Below are 1,162 nucleotides of genomic sequence, written 5' to 3'. Positions count from 1 at the left end.
GCATCCTTATTGTAATCAAACTGGTCTTTTTCTTTCCTACATCCTTGTGTAATGGATGGATTTAACTTTGCAACAATTTTTATATCCTGTTCGCTGGCAATTTTCAGATTTTCTTTTCCACTATAAGCCGAATCGCCAATGATGGTTTCCACTTCCATTCCGTTGTCTTGGCTCATTTGCAGTAATTTTGGCAATTCAGGCCCGTCTCCTTTTTCTCCCGAAGTTACCACTGCTGCGGTGATAATCCGCTCTTCACTCATCGCCAAATGTGTTTTGTAACCGAAAAAGGAACTGTCTGCGGATTTATGTCCGATTTTGGCATCCGTGTCTTTTGAGAAAGTTAGCTGTTCATCGGTGTCTTCGGCTGTTTCCCTCAAAAGATTTAATTTCTCTTTCACTGCCGGAATCTCACTTATTGATGGCTCATCTTCTATGCATTTTTCAAGTTCTCTACAATAAGCCAATTCTTTGTTCAGATCGTTTTCAGTATTCTTGACCGGCATTTTTGATTTGAAGTTTTCATCAAATTGATAAACCGTTTTACGAACTAATCTCGAACGCTCTCTCAGTACTTCTATGCTTGAAAATGGATTCGATCTAGATAAAGTATGTGTAGCGTCCACAATAATGGATCTGGATTTAATAATGCCTTTATCGATCGCTATCGTTACCGTTTTACCAATTAGAAGGTTCAACAAATCGGTATCTTTCAAGCGTAATTTCCTGAATTTTGTAAGTGAACTGGGGTTTATCACATCATCTTCGGGAGCCATATCTAAAAAATATTTGAAAGACATATCATAGCGGGAACGCTCTACCACATCTACATCAGAAACCGAGTAAATGCTTTTCAACAAAAGGTATTTGAACATCTTCACCGGACTTTCCGCATTGCGACCATTGTTCAAACAATACTTATTCAACAGTTCATCGTAGATGAAGGAAAAATCTATCAAATCATTAATTTTTCGAAGAAGATTTTCTTTCGGAACGATTAAATCATACAAATCGGAATAAGAACTAAACTGAATCTTTTGCTGTTGGACTAACATTCTTTATCTTTAAAAGACCTTATCAAGGTACAAAAAAAGGAGCTAAAATCCTAAGATTTCAACTCCTTCTTTTTCATATTTCCTGAAAATTCACTTTTTCAGTGATCTCC

At 36.7% G+C, this 1,162-nt stretch carries 1 protein-coding gene; it reads right to left on the bottom strand.

Annotation, left to right across the window (positions count from 1 at the left end):
- Window positions 1-1,052, bottom strand: a 1,052-nt coding sequence (locus EIY84_RS11750) for a transposase (protein ID WP_124643397.1), incomplete at its 3' end; no start/stop codon positions are given.
- Window positions 1,053-1,162: the final 110 nt, after the last annotated feature.

This window comes from Amniculibacterium aquaticum, assembly GCF_003852705.1.
Lineage (GTDB): Bacteria > Bacteroidota > Bacteroidia > Flavobacteriales > Weeksellaceae > Amniculibacterium > Amniculibacterium aquaticum.
This window is presented reverse-complemented; position numbering and strand designations above follow the sequence as displayed.